At 60.2% G+C, this 25,558-nt stretch carries 27 protein-coding genes; 17 read left to right on the top strand and 10 right to left on the bottom strand.

Features of this window, described 5'->3' with window-relative positions; translation table 11 throughout:
• Nucleotides 1-10 precede the first annotated feature (10 nt).
• The 3 genes from EOL43_RS05370 (at nt 11) to EOL43_RS05360 (ending at nt 2,883) form a co-directional block, all read left to right on the top strand.
• Entirely contained in the window at nt 11-694 is a 684-nt protein-coding gene (locus EOL43_RS05370) for an endonuclease/exonuclease/phosphatase family protein (protein ID WP_133486320.1), read from the top strand.
• A 90-nt stretch (nt 695-784) separates the two neighbouring features.
• A complete protein-coding gene (locus EOL43_RS05365) occupies nt 785-2,047 on the top strand; it encodes a cation:proton antiporter (protein WP_133486319.1) in 1,263 nt (420 codons plus the stop codon).
• Nucleotides 2,047-2,883, top strand: coding sequence for a PhzF family phenazine biosynthesis protein (locus EOL43_RS05360; protein WP_133486318.1), 837 nt, complete (start codon nt 2,047-2,049; stop codon nt 2,881-2,883). The genes EOL43_RS05365 and EOL43_RS05360 overlap by 1 nt, the downstream gene beginning before the upstream one ends.
• Here EOL43_RS05360 and EOL43_RS05355 read toward each other — a convergent pair.
• Entirely contained in the window at nt 2,880-3,542 is a 663-nt protein-coding gene (locus EOL43_RS05355) for a TetR/AcrR family transcriptional regulator (RefSeq protein WP_133486317.1), read from the bottom strand. The two genes, EOL43_RS05360 and EOL43_RS05355, sit on opposite strands and share 4 nt — an antisense overlap.
• 119 nt (nt 3,543-3,661) lie before the next feature.
• Here EOL43_RS05355 and EOL43_RS05350 point away from each other — a divergent pair, with 119 nt between their 5' ends.
• From EOL43_RS05350 to EOL43_RS15330, 5 genes are all read left to right on the top strand, one after another.
• A complete protein-coding gene (locus tag EOL43_RS05350) occupies nt 3,662-4,483 on the top strand; it encodes an oxidoreductase (RefSeq protein WP_133486315.1) in 822 nt (273 codons plus the stop codon).
• A 77-nt stretch (nt 4,484-4,560) separates the two neighbouring features.
• A complete protein-coding gene (locus tag EOL43_RS05345; protein ID WP_133486313.1) occupies nt 4,561-4,977 on the top strand; it encodes a Fur family transcriptional regulator in 417 nt (138 codons plus the stop codon).
• Nucleotides 4,978-5,100: 123 nt separating this feature from the next.
• Nucleotides 5,101-5,973 carry a DMT family transporter gene (locus EOL43_RS05340; protein ID WP_133486311.1) on the top strand — a complete coding sequence of 291 codons (873 nt, stop codon included), beginning with the start codon at nt 5,101-5,103 and terminating at the stop codon, nt 5,971-5,973.
• An 84-nt stretch (nt 5,974-6,057) separates the two neighbouring features.
• Nucleotides 6,058-7,332 (top strand): phosphopyruvate hydratase, encoded by a 1,275-nt coding sequence (gene eno, locus EOL43_RS05335; protein ID WP_133486309.1) that lies wholly within the window; start codon nt 6,058-6,060, stop codon nt 7,330-7,332.
• Between the two features lie 170 nt (nt 7,333-7,502).
• Nucleotides 7,503-7,655, top strand: coding sequence for a hypothetical protein (locus tag EOL43_RS15330; protein ID WP_166636203.1), 153 nt, complete (start codon nt 7,503-7,505; stop codon nt 7,653-7,655).
• An 82-nt stretch (nt 7,656-7,737) separates the two neighbouring features.
• Here the strand turns inward: EOL43_RS15330 and EOL43_RS05330 are convergent, their stop codons facing one another.
• On the bottom strand, nt 7,738-8,064 hold the full coding sequence (locus EOL43_RS05330) for a GYD domain-containing protein (protein ID WP_133486304.1): 327 nt from the start codon (nt 8,062-8,064) through the stop codon (nt 7,738-7,740).
• 122 nt (nt 8,065-8,186) lie between these two features.
• Here EOL43_RS05330 and EOL43_RS05325 point away from each other — a divergent pair, with 122 nt between their 5' ends.
• Entirely contained in the window at nt 8,187-8,612 is a 426-nt protein-coding gene (locus EOL43_RS05325; protein WP_133486301.1) for a cupin domain-containing protein, read from the top strand.
• Here EOL43_RS05325 and EOL43_RS05320 read toward each other — a convergent pair whose 3' ends face one another.
• The gene (locus EOL43_RS05320; RefSeq protein WP_133486299.1) at nt 8,613-9,965 is read right to left on the bottom strand and encodes a divergent polysaccharide deacetylase family protein; all 1,353 of its coding nucleotides are present in this window, start codon (nt 9,963-9,965) and stop codon (nt 8,613-8,615) included.
• 130 nt (nt 9,966-10,095) lie between these two features.
• Between EOL43_RS05320 and EOL43_RS05315 the strand changes: the two genes are divergently transcribed.
• The 6 genes from EOL43_RS05315 to lexA all read left to right on the top strand — a co-directional run bounded on the left by EOL43_RS05315 (nt 10,096) and on the right by lexA (nt 15,134).
• On the top strand, nt 10,096-10,677 hold the full coding sequence (locus tag EOL43_RS05315; RefSeq protein WP_133486297.1) for an anthranilate synthase component II: 582 nt from the start codon (nt 10,096-10,098) through the stop codon (nt 10,675-10,677).
• A complete protein-coding gene (trpD, locus tag EOL43_RS05310; RefSeq protein ID WP_133486295.1) occupies nt 10,674-11,690 on the top strand; it encodes an anthranilate phosphoribosyltransferase in 1,017 nt (338 codons plus the stop codon). The genes EOL43_RS05315 and trpD overlap by 4 nt, the downstream gene beginning before the upstream one ends.
• A 150-nt stretch (nt 11,691-11,840) precedes the next feature.
• Nucleotides 11,841-12,641 carry an indole-3-glycerol phosphate synthase TrpC gene (gene trpC / locus EOL43_RS05305; protein ID WP_133486293.1) on the top strand — a complete coding sequence of 267 codons (801 nt, stop codon included), beginning with the start codon at nt 11,841-11,843 and terminating at the stop codon, nt 12,639-12,641.
• Nucleotides 12,638-13,120, top strand: a complete 483-nt coding sequence (gene moaC / locus EOL43_RS05300) for a cyclic pyranopterin monophosphate synthase MoaC (RefSeq protein WP_133486291.1) — start codon at nt 12,638-12,640, stop codon at nt 13,118-13,120. Before trpC ends, moaC begins: the two co-directional genes overlap by 4 nt.
• Nucleotides 13,120-14,292, top strand: a complete 1,173-nt coding sequence (locus tag EOL43_RS05295; protein WP_133486289.1) for a molybdopterin molybdotransferase MoeA — start codon at nt 13,120-13,122, stop codon at nt 14,290-14,292. The genes moaC and EOL43_RS05295 overlap by 1 nt, the downstream gene beginning before the upstream one ends.
• A 143-nt stretch (nt 14,293-14,435) precedes the next feature.
• The gene (gene lexA / locus EOL43_RS05290; RefSeq protein WP_133486287.1) at nt 14,436-15,134 is read left to right on the top strand and encodes a transcriptional repressor LexA; all 699 of its coding nucleotides are present in this window, start codon (nt 14,436-14,438) and stop codon (nt 15,132-15,134) included.
• Between the two features lie 75 nt (nt 15,135-15,209).
• Here the strand turns inward: lexA and phaR are convergent, their stop codons facing one another.
• The 3 genes from phaR to EOL43_RS05275 form a co-directional block, all read right to left on the bottom strand.
• Nucleotides 15,210-15,770, bottom strand: coding sequence for a polyhydroxyalkanoate synthesis repressor PhaR (gene phaR / locus EOL43_RS05285; RefSeq protein WP_133486285.1), 561 nt, complete (start codon nt 15,768-15,770; stop codon nt 15,210-15,212).
• 175 nt (nt 15,771-15,945) lie between these two features.
• On the bottom strand, nt 15,946-16,389 hold the full coding sequence (locus EOL43_RS05280) for a phasin family protein (RefSeq protein ID WP_133486283.1): 444 nt from the start codon (nt 16,387-16,389) through the stop codon (nt 15,946-15,948).
• 151 nt (nt 16,390-16,540) lie between these two features.
• Nucleotides 16,541-18,346: a PHA/PHB synthase family protein gene (locus EOL43_RS05275; RefSeq protein WP_133486281.1), complete on the bottom strand. Its 1,806-nt coding sequence runs from the start codon at nt 18,344-18,346 to the stop codon at nt 16,541-16,543.
• A gap of 111 nt (nt 18,347-18,457) precedes the next feature.
• On the opposite strand from EOL43_RS05275, the gene phaZ reads away from it, so the two are divergent.
• On the top strand, nt 18,458-19,774 hold the full coding sequence (phaZ, locus tag EOL43_RS05270; protein WP_133486279.1) for a polyhydroxyalkanoate depolymerase: 1,317 nt from the start codon (nt 18,458-18,460) through the stop codon (nt 19,772-19,774).
• 75 nt (nt 19,775-19,849) lie between these two features.
• Here the strand turns inward: phaZ and EOL43_RS05265 are convergent, their stop codons facing one another.
• From EOL43_RS05265 to EOL43_RS05250, 4 genes are all read right to left on the bottom strand, one after another.
• A complete protein-coding gene (locus tag EOL43_RS05265) occupies nt 19,850-20,575 on the bottom strand; it encodes an alpha/beta fold hydrolase (protein ID WP_133486277.1) in 726 nt (241 codons plus the stop codon).
• A gap of 64 nt (nt 20,576-20,639) precedes the next feature.
• Nucleotides 20,640-21,608 carry an alpha/beta hydrolase gene (locus EOL43_RS05260; RefSeq protein ID WP_133486275.1) on the bottom strand — a complete coding sequence of 323 codons (969 nt, stop codon included), beginning with the start codon at nt 21,606-21,608 and terminating at the stop codon, nt 20,640-20,642.
• Entirely contained in the window at nt 21,605-22,354 is a 750-nt protein-coding gene (locus EOL43_RS05255; RefSeq protein WP_133486273.1) for an alpha/beta fold hydrolase, read from the bottom strand. The genes EOL43_RS05260 and EOL43_RS05255 overlap by 4 nt, the downstream gene beginning before the upstream one ends.
• A gap of 13 nt (nt 22,355-22,367) precedes the next feature.
• A complete protein-coding gene (locus EOL43_RS05250) occupies nt 22,368-23,036 on the bottom strand; it encodes a DNA-3-methyladenine glycosylase I (RefSeq protein WP_133486271.1) in 669 nt (222 codons plus the stop codon).
• A 161-nt stretch (nt 23,037-23,197) separates the two neighbouring features.
• Between EOL43_RS05250 and thrS the strand changes: the two genes are divergently transcribed.
• Entirely contained in the window at nt 23,198-25,144 is a 1,947-nt protein-coding gene (thrS, locus tag EOL43_RS05245; RefSeq protein ID WP_133486269.1) for a threonine--tRNA ligase, read from the top strand.
• Nucleotides 25,145-25,558 lie beyond the last annotated feature (414 nt).

Raw genomic sequence — 25,558 nt, 5'->3', positions numbered from 1 at the left:
CGGTTTGGCTATGGACCTGAAACTCGCCACATATAACATGCGCAAGGCTATCGGGCTGGACCGCAGACGTGACCCGCATCGCATTCTGCATGTGCTGAACGAGTTGAATGCGGATGTACTGGTCCTGCAAGAGGCGGACCGGCGTCTGGGCCCCCGCCCCACGGCCCTGCCCTTCAAACTGATCGAAGGCGAGACGGATTTTGTGCCCGTACCGTTTGCTTCGAACGGGCTGTCGTTGGGCAGTCATGGTAACGCGGTGCTGGTCCGGAAAGGGCTGACCTTCCACGACGCGCGCACCGTGGAGCTTCCGGGGCTCGAGCCACGCGGCGCGGTATCGGTCGGGATTGAGGGCAAGATGCAGGTGATCGGCACCCATCTGGGCCTCTTGCGCCCATATCGCCACCAACAAATGCGCGCGCTCGCGAAGCATTTCGACCATATCGAGCTGCCCACCGTCATCCTTGGCGATTTCAACGAATGGTCCCCCCGGCGTGGGTTCGAACCGCTTGAGCAGCATTTCGACATTCACAGCCCTGGCCGCTCCTATCACGCGTCACGCCCGATGGCAGCGCTGGACCGGATTGCGACATCCGAGGGCGTCGAACTGCGGGATGCGGGCGTCGATCAGTCTAAGCTGGCGCGCATCGCCTCGGACCACCTGCCGGTCTGGGCAAAGCTGCGCATCACGGAGTAAGCAAATCCGTCGCGATTTCCGATATTTGTCTATACCCGCGCCCATGCTATGAGGCGCACAAACACGACTTTTGATGACACGGGTTCGAGAATGACTTTTCTGCAAATTGCATCGCTTTTGATTGTTCTGGCGGGCCTCTTCGGGGCCATTAACTATCTTTTCCTGAAACTGCCCTCGGCCATCGGGATCCTTGTGGTCTCGCTGTTCGCCTCCGTCGCGATCCTGCTGCTGGACCTTGTCGCGCCGGGCCTTGGCGTCGCCGATCAGGTGCGCACGCAGGTGACCAGCATCGACTTCTCGGATGCGCTGCTGGAAGGCATGCTGGGGCTTTTGCTGTTTGCAGGGGCGCTGCACGTGAAGATCTCGGACCTGCGCCAGCAATGGCGGCTTGTGTTCCTGATGGCCACCATGGGCGTGGCCCTGTCGACCGCCGTGGTCGGCGTGGGCTTCAGCTGGATCACTGGGATGCCCTTGCTGATCGCGCTGGTCTTTGGGGCGCTGATCACCCCCACAGATCCCGTCGCGGTGCTGGGCGTGTTGCGCGAGGCGAACCTGCAAAAGTCGCTGGAAACCAAGATCGCGGGCGAGAGCCTGTTCAATGACGGCGTCGGCTATGTGGTCTTTCTTGTGCTGATCGGGCTGGCCTTCCCCCATCACGGCGGCCACGGTGGCGGACACGAGGAAAGCGCGGCCATGGGCGCCGTCATGTTGTTCCTACAAGAGGCCGTCGGGGGCGCGGTTCTGGGTGTGGTCTTGGGCTGGCTGACCTTCCGTATCATGCGCCGGATCGATGACTATTCGCTTGAGGTTCTCTTGACCCTTGGTTTGGCGTTCGGGGGCTATGAACTGGCTGTCGCCCTGCACTTCTCGGCCCCAATCATGGCGGTCTGCGCGGGTCTGCTGATCGGTGACGTGGGCGCGAAACACGGGATGAGCGAAGAAACCCGCAACTATGTCGACGCCTTCTGGAAACTGATCGATGAGATCCTGAACGCCGTCCTGTTCCTGATGATCGGGTTCGAGGTCTTCGCCGTCGCCTTCACCATGGACGCCGTTGTTGCGGGCACGCTGGCCATCGCATTGGCGCTTGTCGCGCGCCTGACCGCCGTGGCGGTGCCTGTGCTGCTGCTGAAACCGTTCCGAAGCTTCTCGCGCGGGGTGATCCCGATCATGACATGGGGCGGATTGAAAGGCGGGATTTCCGTTGCGCTGGCGCTTTCGCTGCCTGACAGTGAGTGGAAACCGCTGATCCTGACCGCGACCTATATCGTCGTAATCTTCTCGATTATCGTGCAAGGGCTGACTGTCGCCCCGATGGCGAAACGGATCGGCCGCGAACCGGAGCTGATGTGATGCGCGATTATGGTGTCTATGATGTGTTTACCGACACGGCCTTTGGCGGCAACCAGCTGGCCGTGATCCCGAATGCCGAAGGGTTGTCGGACGCGCAGATGCAGACCATCGCGCGCGAGTTCAACTTCTCGGAAACCACCTTCGTCTTACCGCCCGAGGATCCGGCCCACACGGCGCGCATTCGCATCTTCACGCCAAACCGCGAGTTGCCCTTCGCAGGCCACCCCACAATTGGCACCGCGGTGATGCTGGCAGATATGGGACATGGTCCCGACATGGTGCTGGAGCTGGGCGTCGGCCCCCTGCCCGCCTATGCCGAGGCCGGTCAGGCCAGCTTCGTAACCGAGGTGCCGTTAGAGCGCAAAGGCACGCCCGAGATCGATCTGGTCGCCCGCGCCATCGGCTGCGCGCCAGATCAGATCGTGACCCAGCCCGAGATCGCTTCGCTGGGCGGAGATTTCGTCTATGCGCAACTGGACAGTCGCGAGACACTGTCGGCCCTCTCGCCCAACACCGACGCCATGCGCGAAGGGACGCTGCTCTTCCCCGGCAATCACGACTTCGCGGTCTATGCGTGGGTTGAGGATGCCGATGGCACGATCCATACCCGCATGTTCGCGCCCTTGGATGGCATCCCGGAAGACCCGGCCACAGGCTCCGCCGCCGCGCCCTTGGCCGCGCTTCTATGTGCCGATCGTGGGGAGCCCCAAAGCCTGACCATCCATCAGGGCGATGACATGGGCCGCCCGTCACAAATCCATCTGAAGGCCGAGCCCGGGCGGGTCACTGTCGCCGGATCCGCCGTGCGCACCATGTCAGGAAAACTGATCCTTTAGCCTTCTAGGGCCGGGGCCATCACGGCCTCAAGGATCAACCGTGCAGAGGGTTCGAAACTGGGGGCGAACGCGTAGGCTCCGAACGCCTCGCGCATGTCGTCGGGCAATCCTTCGGGATCACGCTGCGCCGAGATGTCGAACTGTGCGGCCCCCTGCATCGCCATCATCAAGGTACGGGCCAGCGCCTCGACCTGATCGGGTCCGACGCCTGTGACATAGGCCAAATGCATGGACCACTCGTGCCCCAGGGCGAGCAACCGGCGTTTGGCAGTGAACAGGGGTTCATCGGCCACATTGGCTTCGATCACCGCCACCAGCCGCGCGAACAGCGGCAGGAACAGCGGTGTGGTCAGGGCGTTTTCTGTCATCAGATGCGCCAAATGCGCTGCACTGTCGCCAAGCTTGGCGTTGGCTTTGAACCGGTCGACCACCTCATCCATCGCCTCAAGAAACAACAGCAAGAACAGCTCTTCCTTCGAGCGGACATACAGATACAGGGTGCCTTTGGCCAAACCTGCCCGCTTGGCCAGCCCGCTCATCGTCACGCCGTCAAAGCCTGATTCGTCGATGATTTCACGCGCAGCCGCTAGAATTCCGGCCTGCCGTTCGGCCTTCTGATCCTCGGACCGCGCCCGTTTTGCGTTATCTTCCAATACCATAGCCCATCACGCGACGAAATCGCCACGCTCCCCTTGATAACTGACCGTCGGTCATTTAATTAACTGACCATCGGTCACTTAATCTGTGTACCCCCTCTTCTTAGTGAAAGGCAAATGCCATGAAAAAGAAAGTTATCCTGATCACCGGCGCATCTTCAGGGATTGGCAAGCAGACCGCGCTGGATCTTCTGGCAGCAGGCTACACCGTCTATGGCGGCGCGCGTCGGGTGGACGCCATGTCCGAGATCACCGCAGCGGGTGGGCATGCGCTGTCGCTGGACGTCACGGATGATGCGTCGATGCAGGCTGCCGTCGCAAAGGTTCTGGACGCTGAGGGCCGGATCGACGTGCTGGTCAACAACGCGGGCTACGGCCTTTATGGCGCGGTCGAAGACATCCCGATGGAGGTCGCCCGCAAGCAGGTCGACACAAACATTTTCGGGCTGGCCCGGATGACTCAGCTGGTGCTGCCGGGCATGCGCGATCAAGGCAGCGGGCGGATCATCAACATCTCGTCCATCGGTGGCACGATCCATACACCGATGGGCGCCTGGTATCACGGCACCAAATTTTTCGTGGAAGGATTCACGAACACCATGCGGCTCGAGGTTGAAGACAAAGGCATCTATATGGTGCTGGTTGCCCCGGGACTGATCGACACCGGCTTTGGCGACGTGGTGGGCGAAGAGATCACCCGCAACTCGGGCACCGGCCCTTATGCCGACATTGTCGAGAAGATGGTAAGTGCGGCGCAGAACCCCTCGCCTTCGCTGAAAGGTTCGCATCCCAAGGTGATCTCGGACGCGATCCGCCGCGGGATCGAGGACGCCAAGCCGCGCACCATCTATCGTGCGGGCAAGTTTGGTTACGTTCTGCCACTTCTGCGCCGGATCCTGCCGCATCGTGTGTTCGACCGGATGATGAAATCCATGATCAGCTGAGATACCCCCGCCTGCCCCCTTTGCCTGCCCGAATTTTCACGGCATAAGGGGTCGGGCATCAAAACACCGAGGGGCATATGTCAGGCGCATCCATTTTGAAACGTTGTGAAGAAATGGGGCTGCGCATGACCGATCAGCGCCGCGTGATTGCGCGTGTGCTGGAAGATGCCCATCACGACCACCCGGATGTGGAAGAGCTGCACGCGCGCGCCGCCGCCGTGGACAATCGCATTTCGCTGGCTACCGTGTACCGCACTGTAAAGCTTTTTGAAGAGGCCGGCATTCTGGTGAAGAACGAGTTCGGTGATGGCCGCGCGCGCTATGAAAGTGCCGATCGCGACCACCACGACCACCTGATCGACCTGACCACCGGCGAGGTGATCGAATTCCTCGATCCCGAGATCGAGGCGCTGCAGGAAAAGATCGCCGCCAAGCTGGGGTACGAGTTAAAGGGCCATCGGCTGGAACTTTACGGCGTGCGCAAGAAAGACTGAGGCGCGCCGCGATCCATCACGCCCCGTGATTGGAAACATCACCGAATCCCCCCTTGCCGCACCACCTGAAATCGGTTTCTGTCGTCGGACTGCGCGGACGGCTCCGCGCCTATGGGACAGAACATGCAAAACATTCGCGGCATCATCCTTGTGACCTTCTCGATGGCGGCTTTCGCCATGGAAGACATGTTCATCAAATCGATGTCGCGCGGCATTCCTGTCTCCGAAGTGCTGGTCTTTCTGGGGCTGGGCGGGATGATCGCCTTTGGCACCCTGACCTATGTGCAGCGCGGCACGCTGGCGCCGTTGGTGCATCGCGACATGCGTTCGCCCATCATGCTGTGGCGTAACGCGTCCGAGGCTGTCGCCGCAATGTTCTTCATCACCGCCCTGTCGCTGGTGCCGCTGTCGACCGTTGCCGCTGTCTTTCAGGCGACCCCACTGGCGATCACTGCGGGCGCCGCGCTGTTTCTGGGCGAACAGGTCGGTTGGCGGAGGTGGAGCGCCATTGGCTTTGGCTTCATCGGCGTCTTGATCATCATCCGCCCCGGGAGCGACACGTTCCAACTGGCCGCCCTTCTGCCCTTGGGAGCGGTGATCACCATCGCCGTGCGCGACCTGCTGACCCGGCAGATGGATCCCTCGATCCCATCCGTCAGCGTGGCCTTCTATGGCTTCTTCGCTGTCATCCCGGCGGGGCTTCTTCTGGCCCCGATCAACGATCCTTTCCTTGTGCCGCAGGGCGTAGAATGGGCCTTCATGCTGGGGGCCGTCATCTGCGGCGTCTCGGGCTACTACGCGATCGTTCAGGCGATGCGCATCGCGGAAACGGCGATCATCATGCCGTTTCGCTATATGCGGCTGATCTTCTCGATGATCCTGGGCATGCTGATCTTTGCCGAGCGCCCCGACAGCTGGACCTATCTGGGCGCGGCCATCGTCATTGGCACCGGAATCTACATGTTCTTGCGCGAACATCAGGCCCGCGCGCGCTAACATCTCACCTGCCCTGTTGTCGTGTCGCGCGGAACAGGCTAAAGACGCCTCAACTGAAGTTTTCTTCTTATTGGGAGCGCTAACATGAGCACCATCGTCGATATTTTCGCCCGCGAGATTCTGGACAGCCGCGGCAACCCCACCGTCGAGGTGGACGTCATTCTGGAAGACGGCACGTTGGGCCGCGCTGCTGTGCCCTCGGGCGCGTCGACCGGTGCCCACGAAGCCGTGGAAAAGCGTGACGGTGACAAAGCTCGCTACTTGGGCAAAGGCGTTCTGGCCGCCGTGGAAGCCGTGAATGGCGAGATCGCGGACATGCTGGTTGGCTTCGACGCGACCGAGCAGGAAGCCATCGACGCCGCCATGATCGAACTGGACGGCACCCCCAACAAAGGTCGCCTTGGCGCCAACGCCATTCTGGGCGTGTCACTGGCCGTGGCCAAAGCGGCTGCCGACGCCTCGGCCCTGCCGCTTTATCGCTATGTTGGCGGTGCTTCGGCCCGCGTTCTGCCGGTGCCGATGATGAACATCATCAATGGCGGCGAGCACGCCGACAACCCGATCGACATTCAGGAGTTTATGATCATGCCGGTCGCCGCGGAGAACATCCGCGAAGCCGTGCGCATGGGCGCTGAGGTGTTCCACACCCTGAAAAAAGAGCTGTCGGCCGCTGGCCTGTCGACCGGCATCGGTGACGAAGGTGGCTTTGCCCCGAACATCGCCTCGACCCGCGACGCTCTGGACTTCATCATGAGCTCGATCGAGAAAGCAGGCTACACCCCCGGCGAAGACATCTATCTGGCCCTCGATTGCGCCGCGACCGAGTACTACAAGGACGGCAAATACGTTCTGTCGGGCGAAGGCAAATCGCTGAGCTCGGAAGAAAACGCCGCATATCTGGCTGCGCTGTGCGACGACTACCCGATCATCTCGATCGAAGACGGTATGTCGGAAGATGACTGGGACGGCTGGGTCGCCCTGACCAAGGCCATCGGCGACAAGGTGCAGCTGGTGGGCGACGACCTGTTCGTGACCAACCCGGCCCGTCTGGCCGAAGGCATCGAAAAGGGCGCTGCCAACTCGATGCTGGTCAAGGTGAACCAGATCGGTTCGCTGTCGGAAACGCTTAAGGCCGTCGACATGGCCCACCGCGCCCGCATGACCAACGTCATGTCGCACCGCTCGGGCGAGACCGAGGATGCAACCATCGCCGACCTCGCCGTGGCCACCAACTGCGGCCAGATCAAAACCGGCTCGCTGGCCCGTTCGGACCGGTTGGCCAAATACAACCAGCTGATCCGTATCGAGGAAAGCCTGGGAACGACCGCCGAATATGCGGGGCGTTCGATCCTGAAGTGATCAGTCCCCAGAACGACTGGAAAGCCCTGCTGGAAACGGCAGGGCTTTTTGCTTTTGGAGCCAAGCACCCCGAGCAAACCCGGGCTTCTGGGCCGGTTGATCCACGTCATAGCCCCGGGAATGGCATTACGAGCAGAATGAAGTTGTCCAACAAAGAAGGAGACACCTAAATGCTTAGATTGTTTTTTGCCCTCCTTGCGTCCTCCACGCTATTGGTCGCTTGTGCCGACACCGAGACCTATCCGTTGTCAGGCGAGGAATGCACGGCGAATGATCCGGTTCTGGATCTGGATGCTGCAGACTGCACCGTGCCGGGCGTATAAACACGCACGCATCTTTGCCGAGTTAAGGCCCCATTTTAAGGGCGGGGGGCATCTTGCCTCCCCGCTCAGTATTTCATTTGCATCAAACAGTCTGATAGTTCGCACGCCCCTTGGCAGCGGTTTTCATCGCATTCATCGCCTCTGCGCTGGTCATCAACTTGGTCGTGGACCCGCCGGACATCATGCCCGAGGCCCCGACCACCAAGGCGCAAGCGGCCATGGTTTCGTCATCCGGCGCTTCGATCAGCGCCACAACATCATCGTCTCCGAAACAGAAAAACAGGTGATGCAGCTTGGCCCCCATGCTGTCGATCATCGCCCCAGCCGCCGCTTCGCGGTCCTGCGGTTTATCGACCAACGCACGCAAACTGTCCGTGCTGTAGCGGCCCCGAAATAGATAAAAAGACATATCAACCTCCTGATTGGAAATGGATGATAGGTCCCTGCCCTGCCTCGCCACTCGTGAATGGGCCGGATTTTACCACAAATTGCAGATGGCGCGTATCCGTCGAAAGGCTATAGTCCTGCCCCATGACCCCGAACCAGATCATTCAGCACCTCGACCTCGCCCCGCATCCCGAAGGTGGGCATTATCGCCAGACATGGGTGGATACGGATGCCGACGGGCGCCCCAGCGGCACCTGTATCTATTTCCTGCTAAAAGAGGGCGAGCAGAGCCATTGGCACCGGGTCGATGCGGGCGAGATCTGGCTGTATCACGCAGGCGCGCCCTTGGTGCTGTCGATGTCTAAGACCGACGAAGGCCCCGCCACCGACCACATGCTTGGCCCCGATCTTGCAGCGGGACAGGCCCCGCAAATCATCGTGCCAAAGGATCACTGGCAAGCGGCGCGCACGACCGGAGCCTATACGCTGGTCAGCTGCACCGTTTCACCGGGATTTCAATTCGAGGGCTTCACACTGGCCGCCCCCGGCTTTGACATTCCGCGCGCCTGATCAGGAACCGCCTAGTAGCACCGTGGACACCGGCACCATCGCGACCGAGCCGACACGATTGCCCACGCTCCATTCGACCAGAGCGGTCAGCGTTTCCGGCACCGCCCGGCCCATCAGGATCACACCGTCTTGCTGATCAGCCTTGAAGGCTGCGTTGTCCAGAAAACGGCGGATGACCTTGTTGTCCTGCCCATTTCCATCCAGATCACGGAACACCAACCCTGCCGGAACGCCGGTTTTCAGCGCGTTCTTGTGGCCGGTGTTCAGCCCCTCGGGTAGCGTGATCAACCCATGACCCGAGGCCACAAGAATCTCGGCAATCTGACGCGACAGGGGCGCGTTGGTCTGAAAGCCGCTGTCGGGCGCCATATAAACAGCCACACCCATGTTCAGCTTGGGCTGTTGCACCTGCAGGTTCACCTCGGCGTCGGTTGGGGTTGCGTTGGGCGGCAGATCCGCCTGCATCACAAGCTCGGCCCCAGCCGCGCGATAGAACGCGATGGCATCGTCCAGATCGGGCGCAGTGACATCCAGAATGACGCTGACCGGGAAGGGCAGCTTATCCATGCCCTCAAGTTTGGTACGCTCAGGGCCCATATCCTTCAGCACAACCGCCATCAAAGGGCGTCCTCCGATGGCCAACGCGGGAACTGCATTGCGTTCGATTGCCAAAGGCGACGAAGACAGATCGAGCAGCGCCGTTTCAAGCGGCTGGGCCAGATCGATCGCGGGAGCCTCTTCACCCGCGTCAGCCGAGCCAATGCTGGGCAGACGGTTGGTGGTCACGCCGGGCGCTTGGTCGGTAAGGGGCGCAACGCTTGTGCCCAGCCCGATGCGCCGATCCGTGGTCACCTCGGGCTCTTGTGCGTTTGGCGCACTGGCGTCAGCCTCGGCCACATCAGGTGCGGACGCCTCGGGTGCTACGATTGCGGCGTCAGAGGTCTCGGCTTCAGGTGCAGCGGGTGCGGGCTGTTCTTCAACCTCTGTTGCATCTTCTTCGGGTTCGGCTGCGGGGGTTTCTGTCTCGACCGCGTTGCCCTCGGTGGCCGTATCTTCACCAACGGCGTCTTCGATCGGCGTCTCGGGGGCCTCCACCGGCGCAGAGGGCGCGGCCTCTTCAACAATTTCAGGCTCGTCCACGGCCTCGGCGACAGGCGCAGCATCCGCTTCTGGCGCGGCGACGTCGGCCGGTGTTTCCACAACTTCCGGGGCCTCTGTCGGGGTCGGCGCTTCGGTCTGGACAATCGGTACAGGGGCCGTCTGGATGGGTGGTAACATCGGTGATACGAACGCCAAACCGACCGCCGAGACGACACCGCCGCAAATTACGCCTGTAAGGAAGCCTTTTGCCATGGCTTTTACCCCCTGATTACTCGATTGATCCCGCGCCGCTCTTGACCCTCGGCGCTTGCCTAGACCATGTATAGCCCGACAGGGGCATTTCGTAACCCCTTCTAATACAACTTTGGCGAAAGGCCGCGAGATGATCCTGCTGATCGATAACTATGACAGCTTTACCTACAACCTCGTCCATTATTTCGGCGAGCTTGGGGCCGATGTGGTCGTGCGTCGCAACGATGCACTGAATGTGCAAGAAGCGATGGGCATGGGCGCGGATGGGATCGTCCTGTCCCCCGGCCCCTGTGACCCGGCACAGGCAGGCATTTGCCTGCCATTGACGTTGGCCGCTGCCGAAGCAAAGGTGCCGCTCTTTGGCGTTTGCTTGGGCCACCAGACGATTGGCGAGGCGTTCGGCGGCGACGTTGTCCGCGCACCCGAAATCGTACATGGCAAGATGGGCACCGTCCTGCACGAAGGCAAAGGCGTGTTCGAAGGCCTGCCCTCGCCGCTGCAAGCGACGCGCTATCATTCGCTGGTGGTGGATCGCGCCACCCTGCCCGACTGCCTTGAGATCACCGCCGAGCTGGACAACGGCCTGATCATGGGGCTGCGCCACAAAGAGCTTGAGATTGAAGGCGTGCAGTTCCACCCCGAAAGCATCCGGTCCGAGCACGGCCACGCGATGCTGGAAAACTTCCTGAAGAAAACAAAGGTGGCGGCATGAGCGACGCGATGAAACCTCTGATTTTTGCGGCCACCGAAGGCCCGCTGTCGCGCGGACAGGCCGAAGACGCGTTTGAAGAGCTGTTCGAAGGCCGTGCAACGCCTGCTCAGATGGGCGCGCTTCTGGCCGCCATGCGCACGCGCGGGGAAAGCGTGGCAGAGTATTCAGCCGCTGCCGCCGTCATGCGCGCCAAGTGCAATGCGGTGAACGCGCCTGAGGGTGCGATGGACATCGTGGGCACCGGCGGCGACGCGTTGGGCACCCTGAACATCTCGACCGCCACCGCCTTTGTTGTGGCGGGTGCTGGCGTGACTGTTGCCAAGCACGGTAACCGTAACTTGTCGTCGAAATCGGGCGCTGCAGATGCGCTGACCGAGATGGGCGTGAACGTGATGGTCGGCGCAGACGTGGCCGAACGTGCGATCAACGAGGTCGGGATCGGCTTCATGATGGCCCCGATGCATCACCCGGCGATCAAGCACGTCATGCCGGTGCGCCAGGAAATGGGCTGCAAAACGATCTTCAACATCCTTGGTCCGCTGACCAACCCCGCAGGCGTGAAACGCCAGCTGACAGGCGCTTTTGCGGCAGATCTGATCCATCCGATGGCCGAAACGCTGTTGGCCCTTGGGTCCGAGAAAGCATGGCTGGTACATGGATCCGAGGGGATGGACGAGATCTCGATCACCGGGACGACAGCCGTGGCCGCAGTCGAGGATGGCGCAGTGCACACCCGCGAAATCCACCCCGAGGACGCGGGCCTGCCGGTGCACCCGCTGGCCTCGATCCTTGGCGGCGAGCCCGCCGAGAACGCCGTCGCCTTCCGCGCACTGCTGGATGGTGCGCCGTCTGCCTATCGCGATGCGGTGCTGTTCAACGCCGCCGCCGCACTGATTGTGGCCGACAAGGTGAGCGATCTGAAATCCGGTGTCGAAATGGCCGCCGAAAGCATCGACAGCGGCGCTGCGAAAGCCAAGATCGAGGCGCTGGCTGCCCTAACCTCGGCGGCATAAACCTTTCGCCCGGCGGCACGCCGGGCAACGCCCGTCCGCCCCCACCGGGCGGGCGTTATACGCCCACCCGACGGACGGTCGATGCCCTTCGCGCAAATCCTGCACGCATTCCGCCTTCCATCCGCCCCCTGCCCGCGCTAGAACCAGCGCATGAGCACTGTTCTGGATAAAATCAAAGCCTACAAACTCGAACACGTGGCCGCGTGCAAAGCCGCCCGCCCCCTGTCCGAGGTCGAGGCCGCCGCCCGCGCCGCAAGCCCAACCCGTGGCTTCGCGGCATCCCTGATGAAAGACGCCGAAACCGGCTATGGTCTGATCGCCGAGGTCAAGAAAGCCAGCCCGTCCAAAGGCCTGATCCGCCCGGATTTCGACCCTCCCGCGATCGCCAAAGCCTATGAGGCTGGCGGCGCGTCCTGCCTGTCGGTCCTGACAGATGCCCCGTCCTTCCAAGGTGCGGATGAATTCCTCGTGGCGGCCCGCTCTGCCGTGTCGTTGCCCGCGCTGCGCAAGGATTTCATGTATGACACCTATCAGGTAACTGAGGCCCGCGCCTTGGGCGCTGACTGCATCCTGATCATCATGGCCTCGGTCGAGGACAGCCAAGCGCAAGAGCTTGAAGACGCAGCTTTTTCCTGGGGCATGGACGTTCTGGTCGAAGTGCATGACGAAGAAGAACTGGAACGCGCGACGATCCTGAAGTCGCCGCTTCTGGGCGTGAACAACCGCAACCTGAAGACTTTCGAGACCTCGCTCGACACCACCCGTCGCCTGTCGAAACTGGCCGGGAAAGAGCGTCATCTGGTCTGCGAAAGCGGCCTCTTCACACCGCAAGATCTGGCCGACATGGCCGCGCACGGCGCCCGCAGCTTCCTGATCGGTGAAAGCCTGATGCGTCAGGACGATGTCGAGGCCGCAACCCGCGCCATCCTAGCCAATCCGGTGCCCGCATGAGCGATAGCCCCCTGACCCATTTCGACGCCGAGGGACAGGCCCATATGGTCGATGTCTCGGACAAGGCTGTGACCGATCGCATCGCGCTGGCTGAAGGCTTTGTGCGCATGACGCCCGAGACATTGGCGCTCGTCACCTCGGGCACGGCCAAGAAAGGCGACGTGTTAGGCATTGCGCGTCTGGCCGGGATCATGGGGGCCAAGAAGACGTCCGACCTGATCCCGCTCTGCCATCCACTGCCGATCACCAAGGTCGCGTTGGAGCTTGAGCCGCAACCCGACCTGCCCGGCGTGCGTATTACCGCCACCGTCAAAACCGGCGGCCAGACCGGTGTGGAAATGGAAGCCCTGACCGCCGTGTCGACCGCCTGCCTGACGGTCTATGACATGCTGAAGGCGGCCGAGAAGGGCATGGAAATCACGGGCATTCGCCTTCTGCGCAAAGAAGGCGGGAAATCAGGTATCTACGAGGCAAGCTGATGATCACGGTGAACGAGGCGTTAGACGCAATCTTTGAGCTGGTCACGCCTTGTGGAACCGAAGAGGTCCCGCTGGCCGAGGCCGCTGGCCGCGCCCTGGCAGCCCCCGTCACCGCCACCCGCCTGCAACCTCCTTTTGCCGCCTCGGCCATGGATGGCTACGCGCTGAACGGCGTTGAAGCCGACCCCGAAGCGATGTTCCGCGTGATTGGCGAAAGTGCTGCCGGACACGGGTATGAAGGCCGCGTGGGCCCCGGAGAATGCGTTCGCATCTTCACCGGCGCGCCCCTGCCCGAAGGCACAAATCGCGTCATCATTCAGGAAGATGTGGAGCGCAAAGGCAACCTAATTACGTTGGCGCGCAAGCTAGACAAAGGCCCGCATGTGCGTCCGGCAGGCGCCGATTTCAAACCCGGTGACAAGATCCCCGCGCCCCGCGTGCTGACCCCTGCCGATCTGGCGCTGGCCGCAGCGATGAACGTGCCCACCCTGACCGTCTCCCGCAAACCTGTCGTGGCCCTTCTGGCCACAGGGGACGAGCTGGTCATGCCCGGCGAGGAACCGGGACCGGACCAGATTATCGCTTCCAACAGTTTCGGCCTGAAAGCCCTGATTGAGGCGAACGGAGGTCACGCCCGCATGTTGCCCATCGCGCGCGACAATGCTGACAGCCTGCGCACTGCGCTGGAGCTTGCCGCAGATGCGGACCTGATCGTCACCATCGGTGGGGCATCCGTCGGGGATCACGACATCGTTGGCGATGTGGCCGCCGAAATGGGCATGGATCAGAGCTTCTATAAAGTCCTGATGCGCCCCGGAAAGCCCCTGATGGCCGGACGGATGGGCGATGCCGTGATGATCGGCCTGCCCGGAAACCCAGTATCCTCAATGGTTTGCGGTCACGTTTTCCTTGTTCCAGCCCTGCGCGCCATGCAGGGATTGGGTGAATCGGCCGCCCCGCGACATCAGGCCATACTTGCCGCGGATGTCCGTCAGAACGGACCTCGCGAACACTATATGCGTGCGCGAGTGGACGGCGGCCAAATCACTGTCTTCGACAGCCAGGACAGCGCCCTTCTGAGCGTTCTGGCCCAAGCAAACGCACTTCTGGTGCGTCCGGTCGCAGCGCCTGCGCTCGAAGCTGGTGCACAGGTTGAGTATCTGCCGATCTGACCCGTGGGGCCGCGCATAGGCCCGCAGTTGACACAAAAAGAGAACATGGCTAGAACAGAACTTGAACGCCCCGCGACGAGGGCCTTGGGCTGAAGGTCTAAATATATCCCTTTCGCCCCGTAAACGAGGACGGAGGAACGCAGATGCTGACCCGCAAGCAGTTGGAACTTCTGGAATTTATCCACAAGCGCATGCAAAAGGATGGGGTGTCCCCCTCTTTTGACGAGATGAAAGAGGCGCTGGACCTGCGCTCCAAATCCGGCATTCACCGCCTGATCACAGCGCTTGAGGAACGCGGCTTCATTCGCCGCCTCGCCCATCGCGCCCGCGCAATCGAAATCGTGAAGCTGCCGGAAACCATGGAAAACGCGGGCCGTGCCGGGTTCGAACCGCGAGTGGTTGAAGGTGGACGCCCTGAAAGCACGCCAAACACCGCGCTGCCCTTGGATGCGCTTGGCGTGAACGAACTGCCGCTTCTCGGGCGCATCGCTGCGGGTGAACCGATCGAAGCGATCACTGACGGGGCGCAGCATGTCTCGGTTCCCGGCGCGATGCTGGGCGCCGGTGGGCGTCACTATGCGCTGGAAGTCAAAGGCGACTCGATGATCGACGCCGGGATCAACAATGGCGATGTTGTTGTGATCCGCGAAACCAATCAAGCCGAGAATGGCGATATCGTGGTCGCTCAGGTCGATGGCTATGAGGCGACGCTGAAACGCTTCCGCAAAAACGGCGACATGATCGCGCTTGAGGCGGCAAACCCCGCCTATGAAACCCGCCTTCTGCCCGAAGGACAGGTGAAGGTGCAAGGCAAGCTGGTCGGGCTGATCCGGACCTACTAAGTCCTCAAACACCACGCGAAACGAAGAAAGCCCGGTCTGCTGCCGGGCTTTTCTATGAGATCAGGGTCGCGCGTCTTAGCTGAGTTTCGACAACTTCGACTGCAGCTCGACCAACTGCTTCTTGATCTTGTCCAGTTCGTCAGCATCTCCGGACTTTTCGTCCGTCTCGCTGTCCTGTGCTGGTCCCGAAGATCCAGAGAAGCCGCTCATCATTGCCTTCATGAAGGCTTCCTGCTGGGCCTGCATGGCCTCGAACCCTGGCATGTTCGCCATGGGATTACCCATGCTGCCAAGATTTTCCATCATCTTCGACTGACCATCGCGCAGCATTTCAAAGCTGGCCGCAAGGAACTGCGGCACGACGCTTTGGGCCTGCGTGGTATAGGAACGGACCAGGTCGGTCAGCACATCCACTGGCAAGACATTTTCGCCGCGGCTTTCATGTTCTGCGATGATTTGCAGTAGATACTGACGTGTCAGGTCATCGCCGGATTTCAGATCGATGATCTGTACCTCGCGCCCATCGCGGATGAACCCCGCAATGTCGTCCAAGGTTACGTAATCGGACGTTTCCGTATTATAGAGCCGCCGGCTTGCATATCGCTTGATCAGCAGCGCGTCCTGAGACTTGTTCATGTTACCTCCCCGCAGAAAATTATCTTTCTGCACTGCAAAATCCTAGCAGCGCGGGGCGTAAAGGCAAGACTTTTGCTCAAATTCCGTGCGGGACCCCCAAAAAGAAAAGGACGGGTCAGTGACCCGTCCTTCAGGAAGTTGCCGGGGGGAGGAGTGCTCCGGCGTATATCCTTGCTTATTTCGAGGTTGCCTTCTTGGCAGCTTTCGAAACTTCGTCGGTTGCTTTTTTAACTGCAGCCTGAGCTTCTTCGCCCAGCTCTTTGCCGGCAGCCATCATCAGCTCAACGGTTTCAGCTTGAACTTTTTTAGCAACTTCAGCGAAAGCAGCCATGTTTTCAGCAGCCAGCTCAGCCTGAGCCGAAGCGAAGTCGGTCATGGCTTTGGTGTAGTCGGTTGCTTCGTCTTTAGCAGCAGCAACGTCGCCCATTTTGGCCAGAGTTTCTTTGGTCCACTTGGTCGAGATCTCGGCCGACTTGTCAGCAGCCTGCAGGGCTACTTTCGACATTTTCTCGCCCAGAGCAGCCTGGTTTTTGAAAGCGTCTTGTGCGATCGACATGTCCATCGGGAAGTTGGCCATCATGTCCTGGAACATCTTGGTGTAGTCTTGAGTCTTAGTCATTTTAAAGCTCCTAGAGTAGCGGGGGCGCCGGGAGAAAGCGCCGGTCTGTTTCTGGGAACAATATGCATGCTGCAGTGCAGCAAATCAAGTTTTTTCTGCACTGCAGCATGTAACACTTTTAAGTTGTTGGTTTCCAAGTCTTTAGACGGCTCTAAGCGCCCGGAATCGCCCTTACGTAGGTGCCGGGTGCCGGTGCGAGCGGCTCGTGCGACGAATCACCGGGCTCGCGCGCATCGACCTTCTTGCCGGACTTCTTCGACAGCCATTTGTCCCAACGGCCCCACCACGATCCCTCGTGGAAGCTGGCGCCTTCCTGCCAGTCTTCGGGCGCCTCAAGCCAATCTTCGTTGGTGTAGTGACCGTATTTCTTCTTCGACGGCGGGTTCACGATCCCTGCAATATGGCCGCTTTCGGACAGGATGAACGTCTTGTCCTTACCGGACATCTGCCGCATCCCATTATAAGAAGACTTCCACGCCGCGATGTGATCCGTCTCGCAGGCGATGGCGCAGATCGGCGTATCGACATCCGACAGCTTCAGGGTTTCACCCAGCAGGTTAAACCCATCCTCGGCGAATTCGTTGCCCACACACAGCCCGCGCAGATACTCGACCGTCATTTTGGCCGGCAGGTTTGTGCTGTCGCCATTCCAATAGAGCAGATCAAAGGCGGGCGGTGTCTTGCCCAGCATGTAGCTGTTGATGGCCGGACCATAAATCAGGTCATTCGGCCGCAGATACGAGAAGGTGCGTGACATGAAGAAGCTGTCCAGATAGCCGCGTTCGGTCACCTCTTCTTCGATCCCATCCACAAAATCGGCATCTAGAAAAACGCCGACCTCGCCTTGATCCGAGAAGTCGGTCAGCGTGGTAAAGAATGTGGCAGAGTTCACGGATTTGTCGCCACGCTTTTTCATCAGCGCCAGCGTCAGGGACAGCGTTGTGCCCGCAATGCAATAGCCAACCACGTTGACCTTCTGCTGACCTGTGATCTCTTTCACCTCGCGGATTGCGGCCATATAGCCGTCTTCCACGTAATCCCCCAACCCTACATCACTATATGTCGCGTCCGGGTTGACCCAGCTGACAACAAACAGCGTATAGCCTTGATCAACGATCCATTTGATCAGGCTGTTCTGTTCCTTCAGGTCCATGATGTAGAATTTGTTGATCCAGGGCGGGAAGATGATCAGCGGCCGCGCATAGACCTTTTCGGTGGTGGGGGTGTATTGGATCAGTTCGATCATGCGGTTGCGATAGACGACCTCGCCGGGGGTGGTGGCGATGTTGCCGCCGACCTCGAAGGCACTTTCGTCGACCAGCTTGACCAGAAGCTCGCCGTCATTGGCTTCCAGATCTGATACGAGGTTCTCAAGCCCATCGACCAGCGACTGACCGTTCGTCTCGATCGCGCGTTCCATCGCGTCCGGGTTGGTGCCCAGAAAGTTTGTCGGGCTCATCATGTCGATCATCTGCTGGGTAAAGAAGTCCAGCCGCTTACGCTCGTCCCCGTCCAGCCCTTCCACACCGTTCAGGGCTTCGGTCATCGCCCCCGAGGTGATCTGGTACTGACGCTTTAGGTAATTGAAGTAAGGATGCGTTTCCCAAAGGGGGTTCGAGAAACGGCGATCCTTGGGACCACTATCTTCAGGCGCTTTGAACTCGCCCGACATCAGGGCGGATTGTGCTTCGACCGCGTGTTCCAGCGTTTTGCCCCAGAAAGCGGCCTGCTGTTCGATCATTTTCGCGGGGTTTGCCATCATGTCCGACCACATCGAATTGGCGGCCTTGATATAGAACTCTTGCCCCGGGCCTTGAAGGCTGGGACGTACGGGTTTTCGGTTTGACATGATCTCGCCCAGACGGGTGGACAGCTCTTCAATCTTAGCAAGATTCGTGCCCAATTCGCTGGTATCCGGCACCAATCCTGCCGAAGTTTCTTTTTGATCAGTTGTCATAAGACGAATTCCCCCCTATCATTTCGCTACTGCAGCATATCAAAAACCGCATGTGTTAAGGACTATGCAAACGCAGCACCGAAAAAGCAAAGGCTAATTAGGGGATTGTGCATGCGCTATATGGCGACCTACGACCTGATGGAGACCATCCGGAATACGAATCAGTGGCTTGGAGCCACGGCCGCAGCGATGGGTTCCTACCCGGCGACAGCATTGTTCCCCAGCCCTGTGTTTCAAATGATGGCCGCCTGGGGCGAAGTTACCGAGCGCAGCTTTCACCGTATGATTGTGAAGCCCGACTGGGGCATCACCAGCGTGGTGGCCGAAGACGGGCGTGATCATGTGGTGCAGATCGAGAAGCTGGTTGAGCGTCCCTTTGGTGACCTGATCCAGTTCAAAGTTCTGGGCCGTCCGGAAAAAGCGCGCCGCGTGATGCTGGTTGCCCCCATGTCGGGCCACTATGCAACGCTGCTGCATTCGACCGTCGCCAGCCTTCTGCCCGACGCCGAGGTTTATGTGACCGACTGGCACAATGCCCGCGACATCCCGGTCAGCGAAGGCAAGTTCGACGTCGAAGACTACACCCTGTATCTTGTCGATTTCATGCGCCACCTTGGCCCGGACATCAACGTCGTGGCTGTGTGCCAGCCGGCCCCGCTGACGCTGGCCGCCACCGCCTATCTGGCCGAAATCGACCCCGAAGCACAGCCGCAGACCCTGACCCTGATCGGTGGCCCGATCAACCCGGACGCTGCCGCCACCGACGTGACCGACTTTGGCCGTCGCGTGACCATGGGCCAGTTGGAAGAGCTGGCGATCCAGCGTGTGGGCTTCAAATATGCCGGTGCGGGCCGCATGGTCTATCCGGGCCTGCTGCAGCTAGCCGGTTTCATGTCGATGAACTCTGAAACTCACTCGAAAGCCTTTGCCGACCAGATCATGCGCGTCGCCAAGGGCGAGGCGTCGGATCACGACAAGCACAACCGTTTCTACGATGAATATCTGGCCGTCATGGACATGACTGCCGAGTTCTATCTGTCGACCGTCGAGCGTCTGTTTAAAAACTGTGAAATCGCGAAGAACGAGTTCGTCGTGGATGGTCACAAAATTGATATTGGCGCCATCACCGATGTTGCCGTGAAGACCGTCGAAGGTACCAAGGACGACATCACCGCCCCGGGCCAGTGTATTGCTGCTTTGGACCTGCTGACGGGCCTGTCGGACGACAAAAAGGCCAGCCACCTGGAAGAAGGCGCAGGCCACTACGGTATTTTCGCGGGCAAGAGCTGGCGCAACAACATCCGTCCGTTGGTTCTGGATTTCATCGATCAGAACGCCGGGCGCCACGCCGCGCAGGCTGCCAAGAAGAAGGCCGCCAAAAAGGGCAAGCCGGTTGCTGTGAAGGCCGTGAAAAAAGCAGCAAGCTAAGACAGCTGCGATAGACACATAAAAAACGCGCCTGCCCACCGGCATGGCGCGTTTTTTATGTCCTAGGGGCAGAGATCACGCGATAGCGCGGACCCTCAGCTGCAACGGCAGCTCCATCCATGCGCGCAAGCCGATGTTCACATGCTCGGGCGTTTCCAGTGTCGGCAGGTGCCCTGCATCAGGCAGGATGACCAGCTCGGCGTCTTGGATCAGTTCGGCCATGGTTTCGTGGCGCTTGGGTGGCGTCAGCGTGTCATGTGCCCCACACATCACCATCGTCGGCACCTTCAAACGTTGCAGCGCGCGCTGCGCGTCTGGACGGCGTTGAAGCGCGCGGGACTGGCGCACGAAGACCTCGGGTCCGATATCGCGGGCCATTTGAAACACCAGATCCATGATTTCGTCCCGCTTGGGACCGGGCGCTAAAACGTTGGGCGAGAATGCCTCGGACATCGCTTGATCCAGCCGACCGATGTTGGCGTGCACGATCTGCGGTTCGCGCCACGCGGCCTGCGCAGGCGTGTCCGCCAAGGGCGAGGTCGAGATCAACGCCAGCCGGTTCACCCGGTCGGGCGCACGTCGCGCCATCTCCATCGCGACGATCCCGCCAAGGCTAAGCCCCGCCAGTGTAAAGCGCGTAGGCAGTTGATCCAGCAAACGCGATGCCATCTCGCGGACGGTGTCGCCTTGCGTGGGTGCGGCCACAATCACTGTGTGGTCGCGTGATAAGTCGTTGATTTGCGGTCCGAAAACGCGTGCGTCGCACATCATCCCCGGGATCAAAACCAAAGGTTCCCTCATGCCTGCCTCGTATTTTTTTTATATCGTTAGCAGAACTTTGAGGGCTGCCCCGGATGGGCGCAAGTTATAACCCGCGCGCCCAGTCCAGAATTTTCGCGACCGTGGGATCTGTGCCATTCGGGCTGACAATGTCGCCTGCCAACACATGCGCCATCGGATCTTCGACCGCCCCGGGGGACACGACGTGCCGATGCACGATCCCGCCCCAGCCTGCGGCGACTTTCTCGGTCGCGTCGGCGGACACCACTTGATCCTCTTTCGCATAGATGAACAGCGCCGGCACATCGACGATCCCATAGCCCGAGTTCGCCGCCACCTTCACCATCGCCGCCATCGGCATCAGTGCGGTGGTCGGATAGCTTTCGGTCCAATACTTGGCCTGCGCATCGTTCAACGGCGCGAAGCCACGGGTTGCGCCGTTCACCAATGGCACCCAATGGCGCGCGGCAGGGAAGGTCAGCAGCGCGGCTTTGGAATTCTTGATCCCGAAATTGGGCGAGATGAAGGTGATCCCTTTGACATCACTTACGGATGCGTCGTCAAACATCCCAAGCGCCGCGACGGTGCCGCCCGTCGAGGTTGCGATGATCAGAACCTCGTCCCCGATGGCGCGTCCGATGGCCATTGCCTCGGCAAAATCGACCATCCAGTCATTGACGGTCGGCCCCGCCATTGCCTCGGCGCTGCGGCCGTGACCGGCCAGACGGGCGTTATACAGGTTGGCGCCCAACCCTTCAGCCACCAATTGCTGGACCGGGCTGATTTCCTGATGGGTGGCCGAGAAACCGTGGATATAGACGACGGACAAAGGTGTCTTTTCCCCTGCCTCGCCTGCCCAGACGATCTGTTTCTCGGCTCCGTCGACCAGATCATCAAACACAGCTTCCCGCTGCGCCAGATAGGCTTCTGGATCGGGACCAATTGCGGCCTCGTCAAATTGAACGTTCAGGTCGACCGGCTCGTAGGGGCCGATGACGAACAGGGCCGCAACAACTGCGGAAACGGCCATGGCGGTACGCAACGGGCCCTTCATGCTGCACCTCGGGCCAGAACGACCTTGACCATTTTCTGGATCGTGCGCAGGCATTCGTCATCCGAGAACCGGTGGTCCGCCCCTTTCACAAGGATCAAGCGGATGTCGTCGCCGTCTACATGCTCCAGCAATTTCACGGCCTGAGACGTCGGCACCGCGTCATCTTCTGTCCCCTGCAGGAAGCGCACCGGCATATCCAACCGCAGCGGCGAACGCAGGACGAAATTCTCGCGCCCGTCTTCGATCAGGCGTTTGGTGATGATGTAATCCTCGTCATAATCCGAGGGGAGCGTCAGGAAGCCCTCGCGCTCCATCTCGGCTTTCTGTGCGTCGGTGAACCCAGCCCAGTACCCATCCTCGGTGAAATCCGGGGCGGCTGCGATGGTCACCAGCCCCATGATCCGCTCGGGCCGCGCACGCGACAAAAGAAGCGACTGCCAGCCGCCCATCGAGCTGCCCACCGCCAGAATGGGGCCGTCGATCAGCTTGTCCACGACTTCCAGCGTGTCCTCGTGCCAATCGCCAATGCTGCCCTCGGCAAAGGTGCCCGAGCTGACGCCGTGGCCCGAATAATCAAACCGCAGGAACGCGCGGCCTTGCTCTTTCGCCCAGGCTTCCAGCGCGACGGCCTTGGTGCCTTCCATGTCCGATTTCAGACCAGACAGGAACACAATCGTGGGCCCCTGCCCTTCCGTCTTCACATAGGCAATGCGACGTCCCTGCGCCGTGTCGAGATATGCGGTCAATCCTCTATCCTTCTTAGTCGATACTATATGCTAAAACGCGCGAGATTTCGGTGAAGCTGCGCCCGCTTTCTTCGTGCCATGTGTTGAACGCGTCCTGCACAGCCGCTTTGGCCACTTTCGAGGTCGGCGCCTTGTCGATCACCCCCTCGGCCACCAACCGCGCCACCACGTCCCGCGTCATCATGAACCCATCGCGCCCCATCCGACGAAGCGCATAGGCGCCGGTATTGCCACCCAGCCGGGAACCGTTGGATTTCAGCCAATCGAGCAACCCGAAATAGTCGTCCGCAGGCCAGTCGCCGACCTTCCGCCCGAAGCTGCCGGCCTCATCCGCGACAGACTGAATGAACACGGCGTTCTCTTGGATGGATCGGATCTTGGGCGCGCTTCGAATAACACGCGTGTCGGCCAGCAATGCGTCAAACCATTCCTCGGACATCATCGCACAGCGGCCAATGTCGAACCCATGGAACGCCTCTTCGATGCCATCCCATTTGTTGACAATCACTTGCCACGCCAGACCTGCCTGAAAGATCCCCTTGGCAAAACAGGCCAGCCATTCGCTGTTTTCCGTTGCGGCCAATTCATCGGCAGAGGCAGGCTCTGGAATGTCGCCCAACACCGCCCCGAACGAGCCTTTGCGTTCGACCGCCATCATCAGAATGTCGTCAAATTTCCGCATGCGGCCCCTCCTGACCCGCATCTTGCCCCCGCCCCTCGTGAATGCAAGCCGATTTTCGGATTGCCGCCGTTGACTTCGCGACGCGCGCAGGTAAAAACTCGCGCAGACATAACCCGCAACCGGGCGTTCCGTGGGCGCCAAAACGACGAGGAGCTAGGCCGATGAGCCAGATTTCCCTTACATTTCCCGATGGCAATGCACGCGCGTATGACGCAGGTGTAACCCCAGCCGAGGTCGCTGCCAGCATTTCCAACTCGCTGGCCAAGAAGGCCATTTCCGCCACTGTGAACGGGGCCCATTGGGACCTGCAATGGCCGATCACCGACAATGCCGAGATCGCCATTCACACGATGAAAGATCCCGATCAGGCACTGGAACTGATCCGCCACGACTTTGCCCACGTGATGGCGCGTGCCGTGCAAGAGATCTGGCCGGACGTCAAAGTCACCATCGGCCCGGTCATCGACAACGGCTGGTATTATGACTTCGACCGGGAAGAGCCGTTCACGCCGGAAGATCTGGGCGCGATTGAAGCCAAGATGAAAGAACTCATCAACAAGCGCGACCCCGTCACGACCGAGATCTGGGAACGTGACCGCGCGGTGAAATTCTATCAGGCCAACAACGAACCTTATAAGGTCGAGCTGATCGAAGCCATTCCGGGCGACGAGCCGCTGCGCATGTATTGGCACGGTCATTGGCAGGATCTCTGCCGTGGTCCGCACCTGCAGCACACGGGCCAGCTGCCCGCCGACGCGTTCAAACTGATGAGCGTGGCCGGGGCGTACTGGCGTGGAGATAGCGACCGTGCCATGCTTCAGCGTATCTATGGTGTGGCCTTCCAGAACAAAGAGGGCCTGAAAAAGCACCTGCACATGCTGGAAGAGGCCGCCAAGCGCGACCACCGCAAGCTGGGCAAGGAAATGAACCTGTTCCATATGCAGGAAGAAGCCCCCGGTCAGGTGTTCTGGCACCCCAACGGCTGGACCATCTATACTGAACTTCAGGACTACATGCGCCGCCAGCAACGCAAGGGTGGCTATGTCGAGGTGAACACGCCGCAAGTGGTGGACCGCAAATTGTGGATCGCCTCGGGTCACTGGGACAAGTATCAGGAAAACATGTTCATCGTTGAGGTGGACGAAGATCACGCCCGCGAAAAGGCAGTGAACGCCCTGAAACCAATGAACTGCCCCTGCCACGTGCAGGTGTTCAATCAAGGTCTGAAATCCTATCGCGACCTGCCCCTGCGCATGGCCGAGTTCGGGTCCTGTGCACGCTACGAACCTTCGGGTGCTCTGCATGGGATCATGCGGGTACGTGGGTTTACGCAGGATGATGGGCACATCTTCTGTACCGAAGATCAGATCACCGACGAAACCGCGCGTTTCATCGAGTTCCTGTCCAAGGTTTATGCCGATCTGGGCTTCCACAACTGGACCATCAAGCTGTCCACCCGTCCGGAAAAGCGCATCGGTGAAGATGAAAGCTGGGACCGCGTGGAAAAGGCGCTTGGGGATGCCTGTAATGCGGCGGGCTACGAGTACGAGATCCTCGAAGGCGAAGGCGCGTTCTATGGTCCGAAGCTCGAGTTCACCCTGACCGACGCGATTGGCCGTGACTGGCAGTGCGGTACGCTTCAGGTGGACCCGTTCCTACCGGAACGTCTGGATGCCAACTATATCGGCGAAGACGGCGCGAAGCACCGCCCGGTCATGCTACACCGCGCGACGCTGGGCTCGTTCGAACGCTTCATCGGCATCCTGATTGAAGAACACGCAGGCAAGCTGCCCTTCTGGCTGGCCCCGCGTCAGGTGGTTGTGGCCTCGATTGTGTCGGACGCGGATGACTATGTGCATCAGGTTGTCGAAACCCTGAAAGCCAAAGGCATCCGGGCCGAGGCCGACATCCGCAACGAGAAGATCAACTATAAGGTCCGCGAACATTCGGTCGGCAAAGTTCCGGTCATTCTGGCTGTCGGCATGAAAGAGGTCGAAGACGGCACCGTGTCGATGCGTCGTCTGGGCGAAAAGCACTCGAAAGTGCTGCCGCTGGACGAGGTTGCCGCGGATCTGGCCAAGGAAGCCACCGCGCCCGACCTGGCCTGATCGCCCAAAACCTGAACAAAAGCGCCCTTTGACCCCGTCAGAGGGCGCTTTTTTGTGCCCAAGGGCTGTTACACGGGCTCACAAAACACGTGAGACCCCCCCTGCCGCAGCGCAGAAAGTTGTAACATTACAAAAATCTGCGCGTCAGATTCTGAAAGATGTGATCCGTGCGGCGGCTGTTTTCGTAACGAACTGTGACCGCGCAAAATTGCCAACCCGGCGGAAACGCAAGTTTTCTTGGGCTTTCGCAAATCCGTCGTCCGCCCCGCCGTTCACGCCCGCGTTATATGCCGCTCGCGCTGACCTGACAGGCCCGTGATCCACGTTTTCGTGAGTGGAGACCGCCAATTTCCCAGCCTAACTTTTCCTCACCGCCTCGAAGCGGAACGAATTACAAACCCGAAAGGAAATACG

The organism is Aliiroseovarius marinus, assembly GCF_004360145.1.
Lineage (GTDB): Bacteria > Pseudomonadota > Alphaproteobacteria > Rhodobacterales > Rhodobacteraceae > Aliiroseovarius > Aliiroseovarius marinus.
The sequence above is the reverse complement of the archived record's forward strand: the minus strand, read 5'-3'. Positions and strand labels throughout refer to the sequence as shown.